Source organism: Streptomyces sp. NPDC087844 (assembly GCF_044742785.1).
Classification (GTDB): Bacteria; Actinomycetota; Actinomycetes; order Streptomycetales; family Streptomycetaceae; genus Streptomyces.
Genome location: NZ_JBIUVD010000004.1, coordinates 191,890 through 214,691, shown reverse-complemented (window position 1 = coordinate 214,691; position 22,802 = coordinate 191,890). Strand labels below are relative to the sequence as shown.

The window sequence follows — 22,802 nt, the reverse complement described above, 5'->3', positions numbered from 1 at the left end:
CGCGCGGGGGGGGCTCCCGCCCCCCCCCCTGTTTTTTTTCTATGTCCCCCCGGGGGCCCCCCCCCCCCCCGGGGGGGGGGGGGGGGGGGGCGCCCCCCCCCCCCCCCCCGCCCCTCTCGGCGTGAACACGACCGATGCGGCAATCTTCACGGGGATGTGACGGCCGCATGAAACGGTTTGCCGAACACCCGTAGGGTGCAGACAACACATCAGGAACCCGCGAGACATCGGCGCGCAAGCACCCGGAAACCGCGCCGCCACCGCACCTCACGCACCGACGACGCACAGGGGGGAGCCGAGGCGATGGACGAAAGCAAAGAAACCCTTCGAGTGGGCGCGGCCGTCAGGCGGCGGCGCCGGGCGCTGGAGCTCACCCTCGCCGTCGTCGCCGAGCGCAGCGGTCTGTCGGTGCCGTTCCTCAGCCAGGTCGAGAACGAACGCGCCCGGCCCAGTACGCGCTCCCTGGAACGCGTGGCCGACGCCCTCGGCACGACCCGCGTGGAGCTGCTGGCCGCCGCCGACCCGGCGCGCAGCGTCGATGTGGTGCGCGCCGACGACTCCGAGTTCACCCATGAGCCTCGCGTGCGCCCCCTGGTGCGCGGTCACCACCAGTTGCACGCCATGGAGTTCTCCGGCGACCAGGACGCCGGCCGGGAGTTCCAGCACCGCAACGACGAGTTGATGTACGTGGCCGAAGGCGTCGTCGAGGTCGAGGCGGAGGGTCGCGCGTACCGCCTGGGCAAGGGCGACACCCTGTATCTGACCGGCGGGGTGCGCCACCGCTGGCGGGCCACCGAGGAGGACACCCGCGTGCTGGTCGTCGCGGTCGCGGACCACATCGAGGCGGTCGACGAACTCAGCCGGTGAGTGCCGACCGAGGCGCTGCGAGCAGCCGTCCGCCGACCAGGCCCCGGGTCGTGCGCGCGGCGGCCACGGTCCAGGCGGCGAGCAGCAGGGCGTAGAGGGCGACCGTGAGTCCGTCGTAGACCACGAGCCCCGTGTGCCGTGCGAGCCCCTCGGCGCCCGTCACACACGTGCCCACCGGGAAGGTGAACGCCCACCAGGTCATCGTGAAGTCCATGCCCCGGCGGCGGGCCCGCACCACCATCGCACCGGCCAGCGCCAGCCAGAACAGTGCGAAACCCATCACCGGCACGCCGTAGAGCACCGCCAGAACGGCGAAGCCCTGGTCGTACGGGGCGGGCACGACCCCCGGGGCGGTGACGGCGAACTTGTCGACGGCCGTCGTGGACTGACCCAGCGGACCCAGCACCAGGAACAGGGTCGGGGTGAGGGCGAGGGGCGGGGGGCCGCCCATGACGAGGCGAGCGAAGATCATCGGCAGCATCACCAGCGTGGCCAGCAGGCTGAGGCCGAACATCGCGAAACAGGCGAGCAGCAGGGTCGCGCGAGGCGCGCCGGCCGGCAGATGCGGTACGAGCATGGGGCCCAGGGCCGCGGACACCATCGGGGCGACCAGGGGGAGCAGCCACACGGGGGTGACCCGGGAGGCGTCCGGCCGGTGACGCACGATCATCAGGTAGGGGACGGCCACGGCCACCGTCAGGGCGATCAGAGTGCCGGCGGTGAAGAGGACGGCGCCCAGGGCGATCGCCGCCGGGGCGCCCATCCAGTCCCGGCCGACGACGAGCGCGCCCCCGCCGACGGCGAGCAGCGCCATCGGGAGACATCCGTAGAACGGCGCCGTCGCCGGGTCCATGAGGTGGGCCTTCGCCTGGTCCCGGTGGTGGGTCCAGTGCGCGGCCCGTGCGACGAGCAGGCTGAGGAGCAGGACCAGGGCGAGCGCCCAGAACGCCGTGCAGACGGTACGCAGGCCCGGGACACCGAGCGGGAGGCCGGCTCCCGCCGTGGCGACGATCGCGGTGCCCATGACGGGGGCGTACCAGTTGGGGCCGAGGTGGCGGACGGTGATCGCCCGGGAGCGGCGAGGGTGGGCGGTCCTGTGAGTGGGGCCGGTGTCATCGGTATGACCGGTGTGCCTTCCGGGGGTGGGAAGGCGGGGGACGGCGGTGACCATGACTCCACCGTGCTCCCCGGGCGGGGAGGCCACCAGGGAGCGCCGTTCTATGGAGGCATAAGGTGGGCTTATGGGCCAGGACGACGGGACAGGTGACCAGGGGGTTCGGGGGGCCGGAGCGGGCCGGGGCGGAGGGCTGTCGCACCGGGTGCCCGAGCTGGGTGCGCTGGAGTTGCTGCTCGCCGTGGCGCGGCTGGGCAGCCTGGGGCGGGCCGCCAGGGAGCTGGGCATCACCCAGCCCGCCGCGAGCAGCCGCGTGCGGTCCATGGAGCGGCAGCTGGGGGTCGCTCTGGTGGACCGGTCGCCCAGGGGGTCACGGCTCACCGACGCGGGGGCGCTGGTCACGGACTGGGCCCGGCGGGTGGTGGAAGCGGCGGAGGTGTTCGACGCGGGGGCGCAGGCGCTGCGGGACCGGCGCGACTCACGGCTGCGGGTCGCGGCCAGCATGACGATCGCCGAGTACCTGCTGCCGGGCTGGCTGATCGCGCTGCGCGGGCAACGGCCGGACACGGCGGTGTCGTTGCTCGCGGGGAACTCGACGGTGGTGGCCGAGAGGGTGCTTTCCGCAGAGGCGGACCTCGGGTTCGTGGAGGGAGTGTCCGTGGCGGCCGGCCTCGACTCGGTGGTGATCGCACACGACCGGTTGATCGTGGTCACCGGGCCCGGACACCCGTGGGCGCGACGTCGGCGCGCGCTCGGAGCAGCGGAGTTGGGGGCGACGCCGCTGATTCTGCGCGAGGAGGGATCGGGGACGCGGCAGGTGCTGGAGGCGGCGCTCGGCGGTCTGGCCCGCCCACTGATCGAGTTGTCCTCCACGACCGCGGTCAAGGCGTCCGCGGCGTCCGGGGCGGGGCCGGCGGTGCTGAGCGAACTGGCACTCGGAGAGGAACTCTCGGCTCGGCGGCTGGTGGCGATTCCGGTGGAGGGGGTACGGCTGAGCAGGGACCTGCGGGCGGTCTGGCCCGTTGGACACCGGCCTGCGGGGCCGGCACGGGATCTGCTGGCGTTGACGCGGTCCTAGGCGTGTCCGGGCGTCGTTCCCCAGGGGCGGCGCCGGCAGGTGTCTGGCGTGAACGCCACCGTCTGGGCCTCACCCGAGGACAGCCTCGTCCTCGGGAGGACAACACGTTCCGTTCCCTTCGGCAGGCGAACGGGCTCACGCCGGGAAGCCCCTCTTTACGCCTTTACGCCTTGACGCCGGGGCGCGCGGGGTTGCCAGCGGCGTGAAAGTCTAGGTCAAGGGCTCAGATAGGTGTTGTGTGCGCGCGGGGGGCGCGCGCCCAGGTACCTCTAATGGTCTATCGTCACCGGCGCCCCACAAAGGGCATGATCACTCCAGGTAGTCGCGTTGAGCGCGCCTGGTCGCGGTGTTCGCGGGCGGACAGGCGGTCCACGCACATGCGGGGGCCGCCGCGTCGGCCGGGTGTGCGCGGGCGAGAAAGAAGGCTCGCCCCGCGCCCTGCGCACGAGGTGGACACGCCCCGCACCGTCCGACGACGAACGGAGTCCTGTCATGCCGTTGAAGGCCGAGTACGTTGCCCAGGAGCTGGAGAGGGCGAGCACAGCCGGTGCCCCGGAGGCGGACACGCTGGTGTCCGACCTGATCGACAACCGGAAGGTCGACGGGGTCAAGGCCCTGTTCCGCACCGTCGCCTCCCTCAAGCATGTGCGGGATCGCTCCCGTCTGCCCCCTGAACCGGCCGAGTTCTCGGCAGCCGGCCACGGCCTGGTCGGCGAGGCGGACGGGGGCCTTCTGGGTGACGCCGTCGCCTCCAGCGCGTTCCGGGAGAGGGAGCACGCCGCGGTGACCCAGGGACAGGACGACCGGCCCCGGATGCACCAGGAACTGGGCGACAACCGCTGAAGACGGACACCGCACGGCACCGGGCAGCCGGAGTACGGCTGGGCCCGACCGAAGCGGAGCCGTTGCGCACCGTGTGCCTGGCATCCGTGCCACTCGTATCTGCATGGTCACCCGGAAAACTCCCCGTCCCCGCGTCGGCGCACAGGGCCGGAGTCCACTGGACGTGATCACGGGCTCCCGCGCTCACAGGAGGTTCCTTTGCCCCGTCGTCAGCAACTCGCCCCGCGAAGTGACGGCCACGCGCCCACTCACGACTCCGCGGCCGAGACCCTTCCGGTGACCGCAGGGCAGCGTGAGGTGTGGCTGGCCGAGCAGCGCTCCCCGGACACCCGCTCGGCTCTGCGACTCGGGGAGTACCTGGAGATCCGGGGGCCGGTCGACCCGGCCACCTTCGAGAAGGCGCTGCGCCAGGTCGTGGCGGAGACCGACGCTCTGCGGGTGCGCCTGGTGGCCGGCAGGGACGGCCCTGTCCAGGTGCTGGAGCGGGCACTGGGGTGGACGCTCCCGTTCGTCGACGTCGGCGACGAGGCCGACCCGGAGGCGACCGCCCTGGCGTGGGTCACCGCCGACATGGCCCGGCCCATGGACCTGGCCTGCGGCCCCCTGTTCAGCTTCGCGCTGCTACGGCTGGGGCCGGACCGGTTCTGGTGGTACCACACCTACCACCACGGTGCCGTGGACGCCTTCGGCTACTCCCTCGTGGCCCGACGGGTCGCCGACGTCTACACCTCCCTCGTACAGGGGCGGGAGTCGGGTCCGAATCCCTTCGGGTCGTTGTCGGAGCTGGTGCGGGCCGACGAGGAGTACCGGGAATCCGCGGCACGCGTCGCCGACCGGGCCTACTGGAAGCGGCAGTTGTCCGGATGGGCGCGGGACGGGGCATCGCCGCCGAGGCAGAACACGGACGGCCAGGGCGCCCGGCCCGTCCCCCGAACCGAGTTGCTCCCGCTCCTGCGACCACAGGAGCTGAAGGCGGCGGCCTCGCGCACCCAGGTCTCACGCTTCAGGTTCGTGTTCGCCGCCGTCGCGCTCCACACCCGCCGGTTGACGGGGGCGCGGGACGTGGTGGTCGGACTGACCGTGGCCGGCCGTGTGGACCGGACCTCTCGCACGACGCCCGGGATGCTGGCCAACGCCGTCCCCGTACGGCTGGCCATCCGGCCCGACATGCCGCTGAGGGAACTGCTGGCCCAGGTCGACGACCGTATGCGTGAAGCGGTGGAACACCAGCGGTACCGCGGGGAGGACCTGCACCGCGATCTGGGCCTGTCACAGGGGTCCGGCGCGGCCTACTCGCCGGTCGTCAATCTCATCGGATTCGACTACGACATCACCTTCGCCGGTCACCGGTGCACCGCGCACAACCTCTCCTTCCCGCTGGGCGCCGACCTGCAGATCATGGTCTGGGACCGCCGGGACGGAACCGGCCCGCACATGCGGCTGCACGCGCCGCCCGGAACCCACAGCGACGCCGACCTCGCGGATTCCCAGCAGCGTCTGCTGCACTTCCTGGCGCGCATGGCGGACCTGGATCCCGACCTGCCGGTCGGCGTGCTCGACGTGCTCTCGGCCGATGAGCGACGGCGCCTGTTCGCGTGGGGCGACGCCACCGCGGCAGGCGTTCCCGCCGTACCCCTGCCGACGCTGTTCGAGAGGCAGGCGCGCCGCACACCGGATGCCGACGCGGTGGTGAGCGGCGACACGACCTGGACGTACGCGGAGCTCAACGCCCGTGCCAACAGACTCGCGCACGCACTCACCGCCAGGCGCGTCGGGGCCGAGGACATCGTCGCGCTCGTCCTGCCGCGGTCCGGCGACCTGGTCGTGGCGGCCCTCGCCGTGGTGAAGACGGGCGCCGCCTACCTGCCGGTGGACCCGGAGTACCCGGCGGCGCGCAAGGAGTACATGCTCACCGACGCCCGGCCCGCCCTGGTGATCGACGATCCGAGGGTGGTGGCCGAGCTGTCCGCGGGGCAGCCGGACACCGACCCGGCCGTCGCCGTGGACCCGCGTCACCCGGCGTACGTGATCTACACCTCGGGTTCGACCGGACGGCCCAAGGGAGTTGTGGTGACCCACTCGGGCATCGCCTCCATGGTGCGGTTGCAGGCGGAACGCTCGGGCATCACTTCCGACAGCAGAGTGCTGCAGTTCGCCTCTCCCAGCTTCGACGCCTCGGTGCTGGAGCTGTGTGCCGCTCTGCTCACCGGAGCCGCGCTGGTGGTCGCGCCGACGGCCGACCCGGTAGCGGCCCTGACCGACCCCGACATCCGGGTGACCCACGGGCTCGTGCCGCCGTCGGTCCTCGCGGCACTGTCCGAGAAGGACGTACGGATCTCGACGCTGCAGGCGGGCGGAGAGGTGTGCCCACCGTGGTTGGTGGCGCGCTGGGCACCGGGACGACGCATGCTCAACGCCTACGGGCCGACGGAAGCCACCGTGATGGCCACCCTGAGCGACCCGCTTACACCTTCGGACTCGGTACCTCCGATCGGACGGCCCACCCACGGCACCCGCCTCCACGTGCTGAACGGCACACTGCAACCGGTGCCCGCGGGCAGGCCGGGGGAGCTGTACATCGCGGGTACATCCCTGGCACGCGGCTATCTCGGCAGGCCGGCACTGACGGCCGAGCGCTTCGTCGCCGACCCGTACGGCCCTCCCGGATCACGGATGTACCGGACGGGCGACGTGGTGCGCTGGCGGGACGGGGGCCAACTGGAATACGTCGGCCGTGCCGACCACCAGGTCAAGGTCCGCGGTTTTCGCATCGAGCCGGGAGAGGTGGAGGCGGCACTGACCGCGTGCCCCGGCGTGGCACAGGCCGTGGTGCTCGCCCGTCCGGACCGCCAACGGGGCGCCGTCCGGCTCGTCGCCTACGTCGTAGCCGGCGGAGAGGGGACCCGCGCGCGGTCGCTGCGTGAGAACCTGCGCGAACGACTGCCCCACTACATGGTGCCCTCGGCGTTCGTCATGCTCGCGGAACTGCCGCTGACCCCGAACGGCAAGCTGGACCGCGACGCCCTGCCCGAACCGCGGGAAACAGCCGGCACCTCTCTCGTACGGCCGCCGCGCACCCCGCAGGAACACGTGCTGAGCGAGCTGTTCGCGGAGGTGCTGGGGCTGACCGCGGTCGGTGCGGACACGCACTTCTTCGAAGCCGGCGGACACTCACTGCTGGCGATCCGCCTGGCGTCCCGCATCCGCGCCGTGCTCGGCGTGGACCTGGACCTGAGCGTGCTGTTCGAGGCTCCCACCGTCGCCCGTCTCGCGGCGAGGCTGGCCAGCGGGAGCCGGGACCGGCCGGCACTGACCGTCCAGGAACGGCGGGGCCCTGCACCGCTGTCGTTCGCACAGCAGCGGCTGTGGTTCCTGCACCGCGCGCAGGGCCCCGGCGCCACATACAACGTTCCCGTGGCGCAGCGGCTGACCGGCGAGCTGGACCGAGAAGCGCTGGAGCGCGCGCTGGGCGATGTGGTCGGCCGGCACGAGAGTCTGCGCACCCTCTTTCCGGAGGTCGACGGCGAGCCCTGTCAGCAGATCATCGACGGCCCCGCCGCACGGCCCCCGCTCGTGGTCACCGCGGTGGACGGCGAGGAGTCGCTGCACGCGCGGCTGGCGGAGGCCGCCCGGTACATGTTCGACCTGGCGACCGAACCGCCGTTGCGCACGGAGCTGTTCGTGCTGGGTCCCCGCGAGCACGTCCTGCTGATCGTGGTGCACCACATCGCCGCCGACGGCTGGTCCATGGCCCCGCTCAACCGGGACCTGGCCACCGCCTACGCCGCCCGGGTCCGGGGCGGGGAACCCGACTGGGAGACCCCGCCGGCGCGGTACACCGACTACACCGTGTGGCAACGCGAGCTCCTGGGCGCACCCGACGACCCCGACGCCCTCGCCAACCGCCAGCTCGCCCACTGGAGGACGGCCCTGTCGGGACTGCCCGAGGAGCTCGCCCTTCCCTACGACCGCCGCCGCCCCGCCGCAGCCTCCTACGCGGGCGCCCGCGTTCCCCTGCGCATCGACGCGCGGTTGCACACGGCGCTGGCCGAACTGGCCTCGCGCACGGGCACGAGCCTGTTCATGGTGCTGCACGCGGCTCTGGCGGCACTCCTGACCAAGCTGGGGGCGGGCACGGACGTCCCCGTCGGCAGCGTGATCGCGGGACGCACCGACGAAGCCCTCGACAAACTCGTGGGTTTCTTCGTCAACACCCTGGTACTGCGCACCGACACGTCCGGCGACCCCTCTTTCGCCCGCCTGCTGGAGCGCGTCCGTGGCACCGCGCTGGCCGCCTACGCCCACCAGGAGGTCCCCTTCGAGCAGGTCGTCGAGGAGCTGAACCCGGCGCGGTCCCCGGCGCGCCACCCGCTGTTCCAGGTCGCGCTCTCCCTCGACGTCGACGAGGCCGCGGTCTTCGCACTCACCGGCCTGCGGACGTCCCGAATTCCGGTGTCGACCGCGACGGCCAAGTTCGACCTGGACATCGGCGTCTGCGAACAGCGCTCCGGCGACGGCCGGTGCCTGGGGCTGTCCGGGACCGTCGACTACGCCGTCGACCTCTTCGACCACGGTACGGTCCGCGATCTGGCGGCACGCTGGGTGCGCCTGCTCGAAGCGGTCGCCGGGGACCCGGACCTCCCGATCAGCCGCATCGACCTGTTCTCCGACGACGAGCGTCTTCTCCTCCTCGGGGGCGCCGCTGCCGCCGCGTCGGCAAAGCCGCCCGGGGGTACGATCCCCGACCTGTTCGACGCGCAGGTGCGCGCCTGCCCCGACGCGGTCGCCGTGGTGGCGGACGGAACCTCGCTGACCTACGCGGAGTTGAACGCCCGATCCCGTCGGCTCGCGCAGGCACTGACCACTCGCGGCATCGGAGTGGAAGACGTCGTCGCCCTCGCCCTGCCGCGCTCCGCCGACCTCGTCGTGGCCGTTCTCGCCGTCCTGAAGGCCGGGGCGGCCTACCTGCCGCTGGACCCGGACCATCCGGCCCCGCGCATCGCGGCGATGCTGGAGGACGCACGTCCGGTACTGCTGCTCGCGACCACGACCGCCGGCCTCTCCGGAACCCTCGACACGGGGTTGCCGCGCCTGCTGCTGGACGCGCCGGACACGGAGAAGGCGCTGCGGAAGTTCCCGGAAACCGATCCGGTGACAGGGCTGACGCCCGACCACTGCGCCTACGTGCTCTACACCTCGGGTTCGACCGGCGCCCCGAAGGGTGTCGTCGCCCGCCACGGGAGCGTGGTCAACGTGGCCGGGCAGTACCGGACGCAGGTGTTCGGCCCGGCGGCCGACCGCCTCGGCGGCCGGCGCCTGAGGGTGGCGCTGACCGCCTCCGTGTCCTTCGACGCCTCGTGGGGCCAGCTCGCGGCCCTGCTGTACGGCCATGAACTGCACGTGAGCGACACGGCCACCTGGACGGACGCGGAGCGGTTCGTCACGTGGCTGGCCGATCACCGCATCGACAGTCTCGACGTCACACCCTCCTACCTGCGCGTCCTGTGTGACCACGGCCTGCTCACACGCGAGCGGTGGCGGCCGAGTGTGGCCGTGGTCGGCGGCGAGCCCCTGCCGGACCGGTTGTGGCAGGAACTGCGTGCGGCGGACGGGCTGGTGGCCCACAACATGTACGGGCCGACCGAGTGCACGCTGGACTCGGTACAGGCGCGACTGGAGGCCGCCACCACGCCGGTCCTCGGACGGCCCATCGCCGGTGCCCGCGCCTACGTGCTGGACGCCACGATGCGGCCGGTGCCGCCCGGGGTGACCGGTGAGCTGTACGTGGCCGGTGCCGGTCTGGCGCGCGGCTATCTGCGCCGTCCCGGCATGACCGCTCAGCGGTTCGTGGCCGATCCGTACGGCCCGCCGGGCGAGCGCATGTACCGCACCGGCGACCTGGCGCGATGGCGCGGCGACGGACAACTCGTCTTCGCAGGGCGCTCGGACGACCAGATCAAGGTGCGCGGTCACCGCATCGAGCCCGGTGAGATCGAGACGGTTCTCGCCACCCATGCCAGGATCGCCCACACCGCGGTCGTCGCCCGCGAGGACAGCCCCGGCGACACCCGACTGGTCGCCTATGTGGTGCCCGCTGCCGGCAGCGCGGCCGACACCGCTGACCTGCGGGCCTTCCTCCGTACCCGAGTTCCCTCCTACATGGTGCCCTCGGCGTTCGTGGCGGTGGACGCGCTGCCGTTGACACCGAACGGGAAGCTCGACCGGGAGGCCCTGCCCGCGCCGGGACCGGTCGCGGCCACCGAGAGCATCCGGCCCCCGCGCACCGCGCAGGAACGGACGCTGTGCGACCTGTTCGCCGAGGTGCTGCAGGTACCCGCAGTCGGCGTCGACCACGACTTCTTCGCCCTCGGCGGTCACTCCCTCCTCGCCGTGCGTCTGGCCGGCCGGATCGCCCGGACACTGCAGGTGCCCTTCGGCCTGTCGACGCTGCTGGAGGAACCGACCCCGGCTGGTCTGGCGCGGCACCTGCGGGCACAGACGCCCGCTGACGCACCCGCGTGGGTACCGGACACCGAAGCGCGGCTGAGCCCATCCCTGAGATTCACCTCCGCCCCGCAAGAACCGGATGGTCCGCGCGAGATCCTGCTCACCGGAGCCACGGGATTCGTCGGCACCTATCTGCTGGCCGAACTCCTGCGCCGGACCACCGCACGGGTGCACTGCCTCGTCCGCGCGCGCACCGATGCCCAGGCGGCTGAGCGGCTGGCCGCGGCCATGCGCGTCCGCGGTCTGGAGGCAGTGCTCGCCGATCCCCGGCTGAGCGTTGTCCGGGGCGATCTCGCGGCCGGAGCTCTGGGGCTCGGTCCGGCAAGCTGGACACGGCTGAGCGAGACGGTCGACACGATCGTCCACTGCGGCGCCCGCGTCCACCACGTGTCGCCGTACGCCCAGCTGAAGCCGGCCAACGTGGAGGGCACTCGCGCCCTGCTGCATCTGGCGGGAGAGGGACGGCCCAAAACGTTCCACCAGCTGTCCACCCTCGGTGTGTTCCGCTCCGGCAAGGGCTCCAGGCTGGTGACGGAGAACTCACCGATCGACGGTGAACGGCACCCGTTCGGCAGAGGTTACGCAGCGAGCAAGTGGGTGGCCGACCGGCTGGTGGAGCAAGCCTTCGAACGGGGAGCGGAAGGCGGCATCCATCGGCTGGGCCGGATCTGGGCCCATACGTCGACCGGCGCGGTCAACCGGAACGACATGTTCTCCCGGCTGCTCACCAGTTGCGCGACGCTCGGCTGCCATCCGTCCGATCCGGCACTTCTGGAGGGCCTGCTTCCCGTCGACACCCTCGCTGCCGCTGTCGTCGCGCTGCTGCGCCACGACGGCACGGCCGGCCGTGTGCACCACCTTCACCACCCGCACAGGCTCGGGCCCGGCGCCTTCCTGGCCGTCCGGGACCGGATGTACGGAACGCACTCCGAGGAGCTCCCGCTGCACGTCTGGCTCCGGCGCCTGCGCCGAGCGAGCGATCGGGGGCAGGACCTGCCAATCCTGCCCTACCAGGAGTACTTGGAGCAGTACGCCGAGGCGGCACGGTCCACGCGGCACACGCAGGCGGACACGCGGTTCGACAACAGCACGACCATCCGTCGGCTGCGGCGACTCGGGGTCGCGCTCCCCGAGATCGACGCTGACGCGATCGCCGCCTACTGGAGCCTCATCGAAGGGTGAAACGTGTTGTACGGCCCTGTAAGTGATCAGAAAAACGGTGAGTATTCGAAATGACGTCGTCCGCAAGCCCGTCCGCCATCGTCCCGAGGGCGAACCACCCGCGACTCGGGGCACGGCTGTCACGCCGCTCGATCGTCCCGGGCCGCCAGCGCTGGGACGTGGATCTTGTCCGCGGCAGACCGGCCCTGGCCAGGATGGCCGAGACCGCACTGCACCAAACCCCCGGCATCGAGGAGGTACGCGTCAATCCGGTCACCGGCCGGGTACTGCTGCGGCACGACCGCACCCTCAGCCCGCGGGAGGTCACCCAGCTGCTGTACCGGACCATCGAGCGGGTCCTGACACACCTGCGCACGTCCGCGGCGAACCTGGTCGCCCACGGCTCGACCACACGGCCTGAGGGCCCAGGACTCACAGAGCACCGGTCAAGCTCTCCGCAGGGCATCGCCAAGCCGCGCCGGCACAAGGACAGGAGCAGCACCGGGCGGTGGCTGCCCAAGGCGTTCGCGGTGGGCGGCGCGGTGGCGGCGGCGGTGGCCGGAGGACCGTTTCTCCTGCGACTTCTCAGCCGCCCCCTGCTCACTCTGGGACTCGCGACCGCAGCGACGGCCGGTGTCGTCCGGAAGGCGTGGCGCAGAGCGGACCGGGTACGGCAGCAGTCGGGCGAGGAAGCCCCGCGCGGCCACGCGCTGAGACGCGTCGTCGGGAGTCACAAACGGAAGTTCGGTGTGGCGGCGCTGTTGTCCGGGATCTCGCAACTGGCGGAGATGGCGTTGTTCGCTCTGACTCCCTCGATCGTGCTGCTGGTCGCCAAGGGCGGGAGCGCGACCCTGGCCGGTCTCGGCGTGATCGGTGTCACCGCGCAGCTGGCGACGTTGGCCGGCGCCGCCGCACTGGCCTGCCTGGCCATGGCGGGCAGCGGATACGCCGCCGGTGTCGCCTGGCGCGGTCTGGCGCAGGATGTCGAGGACGACTGGCGCACCCGTACGTATGCCCACGTCCAGCAGGTGGCGCCGGCCGATCTGGAGAGCGAGCGCGTCAGCCGGGTCAACTCGGTCCTGTCCGAGGACATCGGCCAGCTCGGCGCCTTCGTCGGGTCGAGCATGCACGATGTCGTGCAGCTGGGTGCCAGCCTCGCGCTGCTCATTCCGATGTTCCTGCTGCTCGCCCCGCAGATCGCCTGGGTCGCCTTCGCGCCGATCCCCGTCGTCGCCTGGCTGTCCTTCCGCTTCCACGAACGCGCGGTCGCCGGAACCGCCCTCGCCGGTGAACACCGGGACCGGCTGAACGGCCGGGTGACCGAGAACCTCCATGCCCATCCCACCATCAAGTCCGCCGCCACCGAGGAACACGAGATCGCACGGGTGGGCGAACTCAACCGGAAACACAGTGACATCAGTCGCTCCACCGGCCGCAGCGCGGCACTGCCGCCCCAGATTCTGCGCCTGGCCGGAGGCTCGGCCCTGGTCGGCACCGTGTTGCTGGGCGGACGAGCCGTGTTGCGGGGCGAACTGCCGACCGCGTCCTTCGGACCGTTGATCGAACTGCCGGGCATCGCCATGCTGCGGCTGTCCCGGCTGGGCAACATCACCGATCAGTACCAGCGCACTCTGAGCGCTCTGGACCGGGTGGAGAACCTGCACCGTCTTCCTGTCGAACCGGTAGCGGAGGGCGACCCGGTCCCCATCCACCAGGTGAAGGGGGAGGTCGAACTGCGGAGAGTGACGTTCGCGTACCCCGGCCGGTCACCGGTGCTGCGTGACACCTCCCTGACCTTCGCTTCGGGGCGGACCACCGCCATCGTCGGAACCACCGGCGCCGGCAAGACCACCATCGCCAAACTGCTCATGCGTTTCCGCCACCCCGACCAGGGACGCGTGCTTCTCGACGGGATCGACGTGAGCAGCCTCGCCCTGCCCGACCTGCGCCGTGCGATCGGATACGTGACCCAGGAACCCTTCCTGTTCGACGCGACGATCGGCGAGAACATCCGGTACGGCAGCTTCGGCGCCTCGGATGAGCAACTCGTCGCCGCTGCCCGCACCGCCGGTGCGGACACGTTCATCGACAGCCTGCCCGACGGCTATGCCACCCAGGTCGGTGAACGCGGCACCGCATTGTCCGGCGGTCAGAAACAGCGCATCGCGCTGGCCCGCACCATCCTGCGTGACCCGCCGGTCATCATCCTCGACGAAGCCACCTCCGCCATCGACAACGAAACAGAGGCCACCATCCAGCGAGCACTCCACATCTTCAAAACGGGCCGGACAATGGTGGTCATCGCCCACCGGCTCTCCACCGTCCAGAGCGCCGACCGCATCTACGTCATGGGTCCCGGCGGATTCGTCGCCGAAACCGGAAGACACGAGGAGTTGGTGGCGCGCGGCGGCATCTACAGCAGTCTTTGGAAGCTGCAGGTCGGCGCACCGGAACTCGTTTAGCTGTGGCCGGGGTCCCATTCCTTCGGAAACGAGAAGCCCAGAACTCGGCAGAGACGACCCAGTCCACCGGCCGGCCGCGGCCGATGAGAACCGGAGAGTTGGCATGACGCACCCGACCAATCCCTTCGACGAGGAAGCCCGTTTCATCGTTCTCGTCAACAGCGAGGGCCAGCACTCCCTTTGGCCCGTCTTCGCCGACGTACCGAACGGCTGGACCGTGGCCTGTGCGGAGAACACCCGGCAGGTGTGCCTGGAGTACGTGGAGAGAGTGTGGACCGATATGCGGCCGCGCAGCCTTGTCGAGGTCATGGACGGCGGCCGCTGAGTCGGTGTCCGCCCTCTCCGCGTGACCTGCGGACCTGTGCGCAGGCCGACTCCGCGTCTGCCTCGGCGTCATGAACGACGAGTCATGTGGGGATTCCGCTCCGGGGTGCCCACGCATCCCTCAAGTCTTCTAGGACACGCCACGTGTATACCTCAGAGTGCTGCGCCGTTCTCTCCCGCCATCCCGGCCTGCGGGAATTCGCTTCCTGCGTCACCGACTTCCTCGACAGGCACCTGCCCGAGCCCGTCACGGAAGAAGCGTCCCGGCCACCCTGGCTCAAACTGCGCAGGTACGCCGCACAAGCCGGGTTGACGGGCTTCGACACCCCGCTTGCCCCGGCCGAGCCGCCTGACGGTCCGGCCCCGACACCGGTACCGGACGCGGCTGTTGCCGTTCCCGCAGGCCTCGTGCGAGTCGGCCAGGGGCTGGCGATGTATCTCGCCGGGCGTCGCGACTGCGACGCCCGGGAGATCTTCAGCTCGGGACACGCCGCCATGCCCTTGCGATACGGCTCGCCCTCCGTCGTCAGGGAGGTCCGCGACCAGATCGTGCACCGCGGCGAGCTCGCAGGCGTGGCGTCCAGTGAACCGCACTCCGGATCGGACCTGCGCGGTCTGCGGACCGTAGCGGTCGATCACGGCGACCACCTGGTGCTCTCCGGCACGAAGGGTTTGGTCAGCCGGGTCGAGGAGGCCATCGGATTCGTCGTCTTCTGCAAGGTGGTCGGACCGGAGCAGACCGGCGGCACGCTGGTCGCCGACGGCGCCGCGCTGCGGGAAGTGCCCCTGTCGGCGCTGTGGCTGTCGATGGACTCGGTCGGCGTTCTGACCGAGACCGCCGCCCCCATGGGGCTGCGGGGGTGGAGCCTCGGACACCTGCATTTCGACGGCGTGCGGGTCGACAAGGATCGGATGCTCGGGGCTCCCGGTGACGGCCGCCGGATCTTCGACGCGCACTTCTCCGGCTGGCGCCTGATGATGGCGCTCGTCTGCCTGGGTGCGGCGAGCGCAGCGATCGAGGAGGCGGTGGCCCGTGCCCGCCGGCGCAGTATCGGCCAGGTGTCGCTGGTCAGCATCCCCTCCGTGGCGTCCCGGCTGGGCATGGCGGCAGCCGAGGTCCAGGCGGCCACCGCCTGGTGCTTCTCGCTTCTGGAACGGATGGAGCAGGACGGCGACGAGGTCGACGCGGCGGCTTGTTCCGCCGCCAAGGCACTGGCCACGGACACGTCCTACCGTGCCGTCGACATCGCGCTCCAACTGCACGGCAGCGATGGATTCACCCGGCACACCCCCATGGAGAAGCGCCTTCGGGACATCCGGGGGCTCCGAATCGCCGACGGCCCCAATGACGCTCTCTACAGCGTCATGGCCCACTCGATGCTTACCGGCGGCTCCCTGTCGAGCGCGGCTCTGGTGGCGCAGCGGCGGGGATGAGCGGCGGCACGGGGCGGGGCGCCCTCAGTGCGGTTCAACCGAGTTTGCCCCTGAGCATCGAAAGATAGAACGGAAGTTTCTGCGCGGCCTTTTCCGGCACCACGTACATCTCCACGCTGCCCTGGAGGTGGTCGTTGACGGTGAGGACGCACCGTCCTTTGGTCTGGCGCATCTCGGCGGAATACAAAACCTCCCCGGCCCCGCTTTCATCCGCAGAATGCGATTCACCCGTTGTGGTGTGTTCCATGTGAACTCCTGGGTTCATATCATCCGACGATGGCGCCGGCGGCTGGGGACAGGTGCACAGTAGGCCATCCGGCAGCAGTAAAGATCATCTGACCTGCGCCTGAACTCGAAAGAGTGAACTGGTGTGATTGACCTGGTAAGGCCAAAAAGCAAGGAGCTAGAGTTGAATGCAGAGGAACTGTCGGTATTTCGCGCAGAAACGAGAAGGAGTGTCTTTACTATGCTTCCTGTGATCCCCGTCTTCTTGATCGGAGCAGCTGCGGCGCCCCTCATGAAGAAGGTCATCCGAGGGACCGTCAAATCGTCGGTCAAGCTGGTGCTGGATGCCAAGCGAGTGGCCCACGAGATCAACGAAGACCTCAGTGACATCGCCGCCGAGGCGACGGCCGAGGTCTTCGCGGCCGACCTTCGGGAAGGGGCGGAGGTGCCCCCTCAGGTCACGAAGAAGACGCGTACGACCACGGCGCCCGCGTAGCGAAGCCGACCCCGACACCGGGCTGTGCGACGCAAGTGGTGCGGTGATCATGACGACGCCTCCACCAGCCCCGTCATGACACACAGGTCCGCTCCCATCTCGGGATGCCACTGGACTCCCAGGGTCCATCCGGGTCCAGGGAGTTCGAGCGCCTCCACCGTCCCGTCCCCCGCGTACGCGCTCGGCACGAGCCCCGCCCCCAGCCGCCCCACCGCCTGGTGGTGGTAGGTGGGCACGGACGTCTCCGCCCCGACCAGCCCCGCGCAGAGCGACCCGGGCACCGGCTTCACCACATGCCGCCCGAACACCCCCACCGCCTCGACATGCCCGTCGATGTGCTGCACGAGCGTCCCGCCGAGCGCGACGTTCAGCAGCTGCATCCCCCGGCAGATGCCGAGCAACGGCGTACCGGATGCCAGCGCCGCCTCGATCAGCGCGAGTTCCCAGCTGTCACGGGCGCGCGCCTCGGGTCCGCAGCGCGGGTCGCGCTCGGCCCCGTACCGCGACGGGTCCACGTCGGGACCGCCCGCGATCACCAGCCCGTCGAGCCGTGCCACTGCCCCGGCGGCGTACGCCGGGTCGTCCGGCGGCAGCATCGCGGCCACCCCGCCCGCCGCCTGGACCAGCCGCGGATAGCCGGCCGGCAACAGCGCGGCCTCCAGCTCCCACACCCCCCACCGCGCCGTCTCCAGGTACGTACTGACCCCGATCAGCGGCCGGTCGCCCATCCCCGTGCTCCCCACATCCACCACTCTCTCCGCCTTCCCGTGCTCTTCAAAGACCACGACCTCATACCTTTGCGGCGGAGGCAGCCGTGGGCGGGACAGCCCTCAGGCCAAGAAGCCGCGCAACAGCGCCGCCGTGCCCGCGCAGTGCTCGCGCATCGCCCCGCGCGCCCCGTCCGCGTCCCCCGCCAGCACCGCCTCCACCAGCGCCGCGTGCTGGCGCTGGGAATGCTCCAGGTTCCGTACCAGAAGGGGGATGCAGTCGAGGAGGTCGTTCACGGTCGAACGGACGGCCGCGTACTGGGCGGTGAGGGTCGGTGAACCGCACAGTTCGGCGAGGGTCAGGTGGAGGAGGGTGTCGCGCCGCCGGTACTCCGCCAGCGGGGCGTCCTGCGTGCGGGCCAGCGCCTCACGCAGCAGCCGGGCCCGCGCGGCGGAGAGGCCGTGGGCCGCGCAGAGTTCCGCCGCGCCGACCTCAAGCACCTCACGGAAGCGCAGTACGTCCTCGATGTCGACCCCCTCGACGCGCCGGCGCAGCGCGGCCCCGCCCGTCGCTCCGGTCGCCTCGGGGCGGGCCCGCACGAAGGTGCCCCCGTACCGGCCGCGCCGGGACTCGACGAGTCCCTGGTCCTGCAGCACCTTCAGGACCTCGCGGAGCGTCACCCGGCTGATCCCGAGACGCTGCGCCAACTCGCGCTCGGCGGGCAGCCGTTCGCCACCCGGGACCAGACCGAGCCGTACGACCTGGAGGATCTGCTCCAGGGCCTCCTCGAAGCCGTTGCCCGCGCGCACCGGCCGCAGCACCGGCGCCAGCCGGTCGCCGTGGCCGCGTGGATCAGACTGCGACATCCGGCCGCGCCCCCTTCCCAAGCAATGGTTCTCGGCAATACCTTATGGCCACTGGCGGCTGTTGACGGCTGTGTATGGCTGTGGACGGTTCCTGGCTGACCGAAGGAGGCCTTTTCCGTGGCAGACCGCACACCGCCGCTCACCGTCGAGGAGCTGCACGCCCTCGTCGCGAGCGGCGAGATCGACACGGTCGTCCTGGCTTTCCCGGACATGCAGGGCCGGCTCCAGGGCAAGCGGTTCGCCGCCCGCTTCTTCCTCGACGAGGTCCTGCGGCACGGCACGGAGGGCTGCAACTACCTCCTCGCGGTCGACGCCGACATGAACACGGTCGACGGCTACGAGATGTCGTCCTGGGAGCGTGGCTACGGCGACTTCGCCATGCGTCCGGATGTGCGTACGTTGCGCCGTGTCCCGTGGAACGACGGTACGGCGATGCTCATCGCCGACCTCGCCTGGAACGACGGCTCGCCCGTCGTGGCCGCGCCCCGCCAGATCCTGCGGCGCCAGCTGGAGCGGCTCGCCGAGCACGGCTTCACCGCCCAGGTCGGCACCGAGCTGGAGTTCATCGTCTTCAAGGACACCTACGAGCACGCCTGGGACGCCAACTACCGGGGCCTGACGCCCGCGAACCAGTACAACGTCGACTACTCGGTGCTCGGGACCGGACGCGTCGAACCCCTGCTGCGCAGGATCCGCAACGAGATGGCGGCGGCCGGGCTGACCGTCGAGTCCGCCAAGGGCGAGTGCAACCCCGGGCAGCACGAGATCGCGTTCAAGTACGACGAGGCCCTGGTCACCTGCGACCAGCACGCCGTCTACAAGACCGGGGCCAAGGAGATCGCCTCCCAGGAGGGCGTCTCGCTCACCTTCATGGCCAAGTACAACGAGCGCGAGGGCAACTCCTGTCACATCCACCTCTCGCTGGCCGACGCCGACGGCACCAACAAGATGGCCGGTGACGGTGACGGCGGCATGTCGCAGGTCATGCGGTACTTCCTCGCCGGGCAGCTCGCGGCGCTCCGGGACTTCTCCCTGCTGTACGCGCCCAACATCAACTCGTACAAGAGGTTCCAGCCGGGCTCGTTCGCGCCGACCGCCGTCGCCTGGGGCTACGACAACCGCACCTGTGCGCTGCGCGTGGTCGGCCACGGCCGCTCGATGCGCTTCGAGAACCGGCTCCCGGGCGGCGACGTCAATCCGCATCTCGCCGTCGCGGGACTCGTCGCGGCCGGGCTGTACGGCATCGAACAGAAGCTGGAACTGCCCGAGGCGTGCACGGGGAACGCGTACACCGCCGACTACGCGCACGTACCCACCACCCTGCGCGAGGCCGCCGAGGTCTGGGAGAACAGCCCCATCGCCCGGTCCGCCTTCGGCGACGAGGTGGTCGCCCACTACCGCAACATGGCGCGCGTCGAGCTGGACGCCTTCGACGCCGTGGTGACCGACTGGGAGCTCCGCCGCTCCTTCGAACGCATGTGAGAGGTCCTTCGTTGTCGCACACCTCGTCCCGGCCCGGCGAGCATGAGCTTCTCGTGCTCGACCCGGCCACCGAAGACGTCGTCGCCACCGTCGCGGGTGCCGGTCCGGCGGACGTCGACGCGGCCGTCGTACGGGCCGGTGCGGCGCAGGTCCGATGGGCCGCCCTCGCGCCGGGCGAGCGGGCCCGGCTGCTGCGCCGGTTCGCCGTCGTCGTCGACGAACATCTCGAAGAACTGGCCCGGCTGGAGGTCCGGGAAGCCGGGCACACCCTCGGCAACGCCCGCTGGGAGGCGGGCAACGTCCGCGATCTGCTCGACTACGCGGCCGGGGGAGTGGAACGGCTGACCGGACGCCAGATCCCGGTGCCGGGCGGCCTCGACGTCACGATCCTCGAACCGCTGGGCGTGGTCGGCGTCATCGCACCCTGGAACTTCCCCATGCCGATCGCGGCCTGGGGCACTGCCCCCGCGCTCGCCGCCGGGAACGCCGTCCTCCTGAAGCCGGCCGAGACGACCCCGCTGACGGCACTGAGGCTGGCCGAACTAGCCCTGGAGGCAGGCCTTCCCGAGCATCTCTTCCAGGTACTGCCCGGCGCCGGAGCCGTCACGGGCAACGCGCTGGTCGAACACCCCGGCGTCGCGAAAATCGTCTTCACGGGATCGACGGCCGTGGGCAAACAGGTGTTGACCAAGGGGGCGGCCCGACTCAAGCGCGTCACCCTCGAACTCGGCGGGAAGAGCCCCAACATCGTCTTCGCCGACGCCGACATCGAGGCCGCCGCGGCAGCCACCCCGATGTCCTTCCTCGACAACGCCGGCCAGGACTGCTGCGCCCGCACCCGCATCCTCGTCCAGCGTTCGGCGTACGACCGCTTCCTCGAACTCCTCGCCCCCGCGATCGAGTCCGTCGTCGTCGGCGACCCGGCCGACGAGAGGACCGCCATGGGCCCGCTGATCTCCGGGGCCCAGCTGGACCGCGTCCGCTCGTACGTCACCGACGACCTGGAGGGCATCAGGGGCACCGCCCCCAAGGGCCCCGGCTTCTGGTTCCCGCCCACCGTCCTGACCGGAGTCGAGCCCCACGCGCGCGTGGCCGTCGAGGAGGTCTTCGGGCCGGTCGCCGTGGTCCTCCCCTTCGAGGACGAGGCCGACGCCGTCCGGCTCGCCAACGCCACCGACTACGGCCTCGCCGGTTCCATCTGGACCCGGGACGTGGGCCGCGCCCTGCGGGTGTCGAGCGCGGTCCGCGCCGGGAACCTCTCCGTCAACTCGCACGCCGGCGTCCGCTACTGGACCCCCTTCGGCGGCTTCAAACAGTCAGGCATCGGCCGCGAACTCGGCCCGGACGCCCTGAGCGCCTTCACCGAGACCAAGAACGTCTTCATCAGCACGGAGGGCCCCGCACAGTGACCGAAACGTCATCGACCTCGTCGACGTCACCGACCGCACCGGACGACGCCGTCGTCTGCCGCCGCCTGGTCGGGCGTACCGCCGTCATCACGGGCGCCGGCAGCGGTATCGGCCTCGCCACCGCACGCCGGCTCGCCTCCGAGGGCGCCCATGTCGTCTGCGGCGATGTCGACGAGACCCGCGGCAGGGCCGCCGCGGACGAGATCGGCGGGATCTTCGTCACGGTCGACGTCACCGACCCGGACCAGGTCGAGACGCTCTTCAGGACCGCGTACGACACCTATGGATCCGTCGACATCGCCTTCAACAACGCGGGCATCTCACCACCCGACGACGACTCGATCCTGGAGACCGGCCTGGAGGCCTGGAAGCGCGTCCAGGAGGTCAACCTCACCTCGGTGTACCTGTGCTGCAAGGCCGCGATCCCCTACATGCGGCGCCAGGGCAGGGGATCGATCATCAACACCGCCTCCTTCGTGGCCAGGATGGGCGCCGCGACCTCGCAGATCTCGTACACCGCGTCCAAGGGCGGAGTGCTGGCCATGTCCCGTGAGCTGGGCGTGCAGTTCGCCCGCGAGGGCATCCGGGTCAACGCCCTGTGCCCCGGGCCGGTCAACACCCCCCTCCTCATGAAGCTGTTCGCCAAGGACCCGGAGCGGGCCGCGCGGCGGCTCGTGCACATCCCGCTCGGGCGGTTCGCGGAGGCGGACGAGATCGCCGCCGCGGTCGCCTTCCTCGCCAGCGACGACTCCTCGTTCGTGAACGCCACGGACTTCCTGGTGGACGGCGGGATCTCGGGCGCCTACGTCACACCGTTGTAGGGCCCCCGTCGGGCGGAGGGCCCTGTGGCCGTGCCGGGCGGCGCCTAGAGTGCAGGGATGAGCATGACGACCCCGCCCGGCTGGTACCGGGACCCCTCCGCCCCGCACACGGAGCGCTGGTGGGACGGGACCGCCTGGACCGAGCACCGCCGCACACCCGGGACACAGCAACAGCAGCAGCCGTACGGGCAGCCGTACGCGCAGGCACAGGCGCAGACGGTGCCGATGCCGTCGGCCGACGGCTCCGGACGTGCGAAGGCGGTCGCCCTCACCACCGCGGCAGCCGTCCTCGTCGCCGCCATCGTCACGGGCGCCGTCGTCCTGAGCGAGGACGACGGCGACGGTGACCCCGGGGCGGCGACCGCGCCCACGGCCGCCGCCCCGGCGAGCCCGCCGCCTTCGTCCCCGGAGACCGCCCCGGAGCCGTCCGCCGATCCCGACCGCGTCGTGGACGAGCTGAACGGCATCACCCTGCCGCTCCTCGACGGCTGGGCCGAACCCGAGAACGTGTCCGACACCGATGTCGTGATGACCACACCCGGGACGTACGACTGTCCGGGCGACGACGGCCTCTGCCGCCACGGCACGGTCCTTACGCGCACGGTGACCGCGAACGACGAGAAGTCCACCGCGGCGCTCGCCCGGGACGACATCTCCGACGCGGCCGACCTGGCCTACGACCGCAACAAGGTCGACGAGCGGCCCTTCCACGGCATCACGTCCCACCGGCTGGTGGAGCAGGGCCCGGTCGCGGTCGCGGGGCGCACCGGGTACTTCGTGCGCTGGCGCGTCAGGACCGAGGCGGGGCCCGGCGGATACGTCCAGTCGATGGCGTTCCCGTCAAGCGTCGGCTCGCAGTCGCCGGTCATGGTGCGGTACGTCTTCGACGCGGGCGCCCAGGGGCCGCCGCTCGCCGACATGGACCGGATCACCAAGGGGATCCGGCCGGTCGGCGACGAGGACACCGGCGGGGGCGTGGGCAGCGGCATCGGACCCACGCGGTAG

The 22,802-nt window shown here is 71.2% G+C and carries 16 protein-coding genes; 12 read left to right on the top strand and 4 right to left on the bottom strand.

Annotated features, from left to right (window positions below; translation table 11 throughout):
• Nucleotides 1-303: 303 nt before the first annotated feature.
• Nucleotides 304-867, top strand: a complete 564-nt coding sequence (locus tag ACIOKD_RS10825; protein WP_402081123.1) for a helix-turn-helix domain-containing protein — start codon at nucleotides 304-306, stop codon at nucleotides 865-867.
• Here the strand turns inward: ACIOKD_RS10825 and ACIOKD_RS10820 are convergent.
• The gene (locus ACIOKD_RS10820; protein ID WP_402081121.1) at nucleotides 857-2,038 is read right to left on the bottom strand and encodes a TDT family transporter; all 1,182 of its coding nucleotides are present in this window, start codon (nucleotides 2,036-2,038) and stop codon (nucleotides 857-859) included. The two genes, ACIOKD_RS10825 and ACIOKD_RS10820, sit on opposite strands and share 11 nt — an antisense overlap.
• A 70-nt stretch (nucleotides 2,039-2,108) precedes the next feature.
• Here ACIOKD_RS10820 and ACIOKD_RS10815 point away from each other — a divergent pair, with 70 nt between their 5' ends.
• From ACIOKD_RS10815 to ACIOKD_RS10790, 6 genes are all read left to right on the top strand, one after another.
• Nucleotides 2,109-3,059 carry a LysR family transcriptional regulator gene (locus ACIOKD_RS10815; protein WP_402081119.1) on the top strand — a complete coding sequence of 317 codons (951 nt, stop codon included), beginning with the start codon at nucleotides 2,109-2,111 and terminating at the stop codon, nucleotides 3,057-3,059.
• Between the two features lie 492 nt (nucleotides 3,060-3,551).
• Entirely contained in the window at nucleotides 3,552-3,902 is a 351-nt protein-coding gene (locus ACIOKD_RS10810) for a hypothetical protein (RefSeq protein ID WP_402081116.1), read from the top strand.
• 198 nt (nucleotides 3,903-4,100) lie between these two features.
• The gene (locus ACIOKD_RS10805) at nucleotides 4,101-11,591 is read left to right on the top strand and encodes an amino acid adenylation domain-containing protein (protein ID WP_402081114.1); all 7,491 of its coding nucleotides are present in this window, start codon (nucleotides 4,101-4,103) and stop codon (nucleotides 11,589-11,591) included.
• Between the two features lie 50 nt (nucleotides 11,592-11,641).
• Nucleotides 11,642-14,032 carry an ATP-binding cassette domain-containing protein gene (locus tag ACIOKD_RS10800; RefSeq protein ID WP_402081111.1) on the top strand — a complete coding sequence of 797 codons (2,391 nt, stop codon included), beginning with the start codon at nucleotides 11,642-11,644 and terminating at the stop codon, nucleotides 14,030-14,032.
• Between the two features lie 103 nt (nucleotides 14,033-14,135).
• Nucleotides 14,136-14,357, top strand: a complete 222-nt coding sequence (locus tag ACIOKD_RS10795; RefSeq protein WP_402081108.1) for an MbtH family protein — start codon at nucleotides 14,136-14,138, stop codon at nucleotides 14,355-14,357.
• Nucleotides 14,358-14,500: 143 nt separating this feature from the next.
• Nucleotides 14,501-15,790 carry an acyl-CoA dehydrogenase family protein gene (locus ACIOKD_RS10790; protein ID WP_402081106.1) on the top strand — a complete coding sequence of 430 codons (1,290 nt, stop codon included), beginning with the start codon at nucleotides 14,501-14,503 and terminating at the stop codon, nucleotides 15,788-15,790.
• A 34-nt stretch (nucleotides 15,791-15,824) separates the two neighbouring features.
• Here ACIOKD_RS10790 and ACIOKD_RS10785 read toward each other — a convergent pair whose 3' ends face one another.
• Nucleotides 15,825-16,037, bottom strand: coding sequence for a hypothetical protein (locus tag ACIOKD_RS10785; RefSeq protein ID WP_402081103.1), 213 nt, complete (start codon nucleotides 16,035-16,037; stop codon nucleotides 15,825-15,827).
• Between the two features lie 219 nt (nucleotides 16,038-16,256).
• On the opposite strand from ACIOKD_RS10785, the gene ACIOKD_RS10780 reads away from it, so the two are divergent.
• Nucleotides 16,257-16,511 (top strand): DUF5132 domain-containing protein, encoded by a 255-nt coding sequence (locus ACIOKD_RS10780; RefSeq protein ID WP_402081101.1) that lies wholly within the window; start codon nucleotides 16,257-16,259, stop codon nucleotides 16,509-16,511.
• A 47-nt stretch (nucleotides 16,512-16,558) separates the two neighbouring features.
• On the opposite strand, the gene ACIOKD_RS10775 is transcribed toward ACIOKD_RS10780, so the two are convergent.
• Together ACIOKD_RS10775 and ACIOKD_RS10770 are read right to left on the bottom strand one after the other, a co-directional pair.
• Complete coding sequence (locus ACIOKD_RS10775; protein WP_402081721.1) at nucleotides 16,559-17,239, bottom strand: gamma-glutamyl-gamma-aminobutyrate hydrolase family protein; 681 nt, start codon at nucleotides 17,237-17,239, stop codon at nucleotides 16,559-16,561.
• Between the two features lie 102 nt (nucleotides 17,240-17,341).
• Nucleotides 17,342-18,085 carry a FadR/GntR family transcriptional regulator gene (locus ACIOKD_RS10770; RefSeq protein WP_402081099.1) on the bottom strand — a complete coding sequence of 248 codons (744 nt, stop codon included), beginning with the start codon at nucleotides 18,083-18,085 and terminating at the stop codon, nucleotides 17,342-17,344.
• A 117-nt stretch (nucleotides 18,086-18,202) separates the two neighbouring features.
• Between ACIOKD_RS10770 and ACIOKD_RS10765 the strand changes: the two genes are divergently transcribed.
• From ACIOKD_RS10765 to ACIOKD_RS10750, 4 genes are all read left to right on the top strand, one after another.
• The gene (locus tag ACIOKD_RS10765) at nucleotides 18,203-19,567 is read left to right on the top strand and encodes a glutamine synthetase family protein (RefSeq protein ID WP_402081097.1); all 1,365 of its coding nucleotides are present in this window, start codon (nucleotides 18,203-18,205) and stop codon (nucleotides 19,565-19,567) included.
• Between the two features lie 11 nt (nucleotides 19,568-19,578).
• Nucleotides 19,579-20,976 carry an aldehyde dehydrogenase family protein gene (locus ACIOKD_RS10760; protein ID WP_402081094.1) on the top strand — a complete coding sequence of 466 codons (1,398 nt, stop codon included), beginning with the start codon at nucleotides 19,579-19,581 and terminating at the stop codon, nucleotides 20,974-20,976.
• Nucleotides 20,973-21,797: a 3-oxoacyl-ACP reductase gene (locus tag ACIOKD_RS10755; RefSeq protein WP_402081092.1), complete on the top strand. Its 825-nt coding sequence runs from the start codon at nucleotides 20,973-20,975 to the stop codon at nucleotides 21,795-21,797. Before ACIOKD_RS10760 ends, ACIOKD_RS10755 begins: the two co-directional genes overlap by 4 nt.
• Nucleotides 21,798-21,860: 63 nt before the next feature.
• Nucleotides 21,861-22,802 carry a DUF2510 domain-containing protein gene (locus tag ACIOKD_RS10750; protein ID WP_402081718.1) on the top strand — a complete coding sequence of 314 codons (942 nt, stop codon included), beginning with the start codon at nucleotides 21,861-21,863 and terminating at the stop codon, nucleotides 22,800-22,802.

Coding starts and splice junctions, on each gene's coding strand:
- ACIOKD_RS10825 (WP_402081123.1), top strand. CDS start 304: ATGGACGAAAGCAAAGAAACCCTTCGAGTGGGCGCGGCCGTCAGGCGG.
- ACIOKD_RS10820 (WP_402081121.1), bottom strand. CDS start 2,038: ATGGTCACCGCCGTCCCCCGCCTTCCCACCCCCGGAAGGCACACCGGT.
- ACIOKD_RS10815 (WP_402081119.1), top strand. CDS start 2,109: ATGGGCCAGGACGACGGGACAGGTGACCAGGGGGTTCGGGGGGCCGGA.
- ACIOKD_RS10810 (WP_402081116.1), top strand. CDS start 3,552: ATGCCGTTGAAGGCCGAGTACGTTGCCCAGGAGCTGGAGAGGGCGAGC.
- ACIOKD_RS10800 (WP_402081111.1), top strand. CDS start 11,642: ATGACGTCGTCCGCAAGCCCGTCCGCCATCGTCCCGAGGGCGAACCAC.
- ACIOKD_RS10795 (WP_402081108.1), top strand. CDS start 14,136: ATGACGCACCCGACCAATCCCTTCGACGAGGAAGCCCGTTTCATCGTT.
- ACIOKD_RS10785 (WP_402081103.1), bottom strand. CDS start 16,037: ATGGAACACACCACAACGGGTGAATCGCATTCTGCGGATGAAAGCGGG.
- ACIOKD_RS10780 (WP_402081101.1), top strand. CDS start 16,257: ATGCTTCCTGTGATCCCCGTCTTCTTGATCGGAGCAGCTGCGGCGCCC.
- ACIOKD_RS10775 (WP_402081721.1), bottom strand. CDS start 17,239: ATGGGCGACCGGCCGCTGATCGGGGTCAGTACGTACCTGGAGACGGCG.
- ACIOKD_RS10770 (WP_402081099.1), bottom strand. CDS start 18,085: ATGTCGCAGTCTGATCCACGCGGCCACGGCGACCGGCTGGCGCCGGTG.
- ACIOKD_RS10750 (WP_402081718.1), top strand. CDS start 21,861: ATGACGACCCCGCCCGGCTGGTACCGGGACCCCTCCGCCCCGCACACG.